Source organism: Streptomyces sp. 150FB (assembly GCF_000818195.1).
Lineage (GTDB): Bacteria > Actinomycetota > Actinomycetes > Streptomycetales > Streptomycetaceae > Streptomyces.
Genome location: NZ_JTHL01000001.1, coordinates 1,473,372 through 1,475,899, shown reverse-complemented (window position 1 = coordinate 1,475,899; position 2,528 = coordinate 1,473,372). Strand labels below are relative to the sequence as shown.

At 74.0% G+C, this 2,528-nt stretch carries 1 protein-coding gene and 2 pseudogenes; all 3 read left to right on the top strand.

Annotation, left to right across the window (positions count from 1 at the left end):
* Positions 1–588, top strand: a pseudogene (locus QR77_RS05945) (phenylalanine--tRNA ligase subunit beta); the annotation flags it as partial.
* 214 nt (positions 589–802) lie between these two features.
* Positions 803–1,903, top strand: coding sequence for a PP2C family protein-serine/threonine phosphatase (locus QR77_RS05940; RefSeq protein ID WP_052488566.1), 1,101 nt, complete (start codon positions 803–805; stop codon positions 1,901–1,903).
* A gap of 277 nt (positions 1,904–2,180) precedes the next feature.
* Positions 2,181–2,528 (top strand): annotated as a pseudogene (locus tag QR77_RS42810) (transcriptional regulator); the annotation flags it as partial.

The window sequence follows — 2,528 nt, the reverse complement described above, 5'->3', positions numbered from 1 at the left end:
TGGGGCGCGGGCCGCCCGGCCGACTGGGCGGACGCGGTCGAGGCCGCCCGTACCGTCGCGCGGGAGGCCGGCGCCGAGCTGGCCGTACGCGCCGACCGGCACGAGCCCTGGCACCCGGGCCGCTGCGCCGCGCTGTACGTCACGATCGCCGGCGAGGAGACCCTCGTCGGACACGCCGGGGAACTCCACCCGCGCGCCCTCAAGGCGCTCGGGCTGCCGGAGCGGACCTGCGCCATGGAGGTCGAACTCGATCTGCTGGAGCGGGCGGGCACCGGCGTACCCACGGCACCCCGGATCTCCACCTTCCCGGTGGCCACCCAGGACGTGGCGCTGGTCGTCGAGCAGGACGTCCCCGCCGTCGACGTGGAAGGGGCGCTCCGCGAGGGTGCCGGCGAACTGCTGGAGTCCCTGCGGCTGTTCGACGTCTTCACCGGGGAGCAGATCGGCGCCGGCCGTAAGTCACTGGCGTACGCCCTGCGCTTCCGGGCGGCCGACCGGACGCTGACCGTCGACGAGGCGTCCGCGGCGCGTGACGCCGCTGTCGCGCGCGCCGCCGAGCTGACCGGGGCGGTTCTGCGCGGCGCGTAACGCCTGGGGTTCCTGCGGGTCTTGGGACCCTTGGGGCTCGAAAGAATGTCGCGTTGATGAGGGGCGCGTCCGGATATCCGGACGCGCCCCTCACTCGTTCGAGTGAGAAGTGCCTGGGGGGTGGGCGGAGCGGCTCAGGTGATCGACACAATCAATCCGGCCACGACGGTCGACTTACTCGTCCAGCGGCCACGCGGCCGAGGGGGGTCGGCGCATGATGCGTTTCAGGACAGCGGATGCCGCTTTCGCGCGGCGGGTGATCGAGCTGGGGGTTCCGAGCCTCTGGCTCACGCTGGTGCTCCTGCGGGAGCTGACCTGCCCGCCCATCGCGGAGGACAGCGTCGTTCCGCGCGTGGAGACCTGCCTGTCCTTCGTGCTGGGCACGGCATACCTGCTGGCCGGTGTACGGCGCGGTCCCGTAAGGGAGTTACGGCAGGTACGAGCCGTCGCGCGGGCCACCCAGCAGGTGCTGCTCCGACCGCTGCCGCCCAGGATCGAAGGGCTCACCTTCGCCGCGCGCCAGCTCTCCGCGTCCCGGGGCGCCGAGGTCGGCGGCGATCTGTACGAGGCGCTCGCCACCCCGCACGGGGTCCGCGTGGTCATCGGGGACGTCCGGGGCCACGGGCTCGGCGCGATCGGCGCCGTGGCCGCCGTCCTCGGCAGCTTCCGGGAGGCAGCCCACGACGAGGAGGCGCTCGACGGTGTGCTGCGCAGGCTGGACCGGGCGCACCAGCGCCACCTGGTCGAAGTGACCGGGCTCCGGGGCCCGGTGGCGGATACGGCGGGTGCTGGGGATGCCGCGGGTGCTTCGGATGCGGAGGGTGCGGCCGACGCGGCGGAGAAGGCGGAGGAGTTCGTCACCGTACTGCTGCTGGAGATCGGCGCCGACGACGGTGTGTCGGCCCTCAACTGCGGGCACCCCTGGCCCTATCGGCTCAGCCCCGGCGCCGGCGCCGTGCCGCTGGCGGCGGACGTGCCGCTGCCGCCGCTGGGATCCCTGCCGCTGCCCGCCCGGCTCGTTCCACAGCGCTTCGGCCAACTGCTGCCGGGCGAGGCGCTGTTCCTGCACACCGACGGAGCCACCGACGCCAGGGACGGCGCGGGACGGTTCTTCGGCCTCGAAGAGGTGCTGACGGCCGCCGCCAAGTGCGTGCCGCTCTCGCCCGCCGCCGTCGTGCGCCACGTACACAGCGCGCTGCTGCGCCACACACGCGGCCGGGTGACCGACGACGTGGCGCTGCTCGTCGTACGCAACGACCGCTCGCCGGTGCCGGCGCAATCCGGCGACGACGGCGGGCTGCGGCTCAGGATCTGAGCCCCTTGCCGGTGGTGCGGCCCGCGCACCGTCCGCCCCGCCGCGGAGTGTCGGGCAGGACGGCAGGACGGACGGAGCGTGTGCGGGCCACCGCGTACGAGGGGGTGTCGGCGGCCCGGCCGCCTCTTGCGAGGTCACTCAGTCAACCGGCCCGTGGGCCGAGAGGGGAGAGCGCACAGGGTGCGGATCAGGGCATTGCGTTCACACCCCGTGTGTTTTCCCGCTTCACTGGTCACGACCCCGCAGCCAGGGGCCGGCCTACGTACCGGAGGGGCACATGCAGCCCAACACCCTGCTCGATTCCCTCGTGGAGGAGGCGGGCATCTCGCACGCGGGTCTCGCCGCGCGGGTCAACGCGGCGGGCTCGGCCCTGGGCCTCGCCCTGCGGTACGAACACACGGCGGTGGCACGGTGGTTGAAGGGCCAGCGTCCGCGCGGACAGGTGCCCGACCTGATCTGCGGTGTGCTGAGCGACCGGCTGTGCCGCCCGCTCACCCTCGACGACATCGGGCTCGGAGTGAGCGGCTCGGCGCCCGCCGGGGGAGCCACGCCGCTCGCGGGTTTCGTGGAGCGCGCGGCGGCGCTGTGGCGCGGCGACGAGCAGCGGCGGCCGCATCTGGAGGAG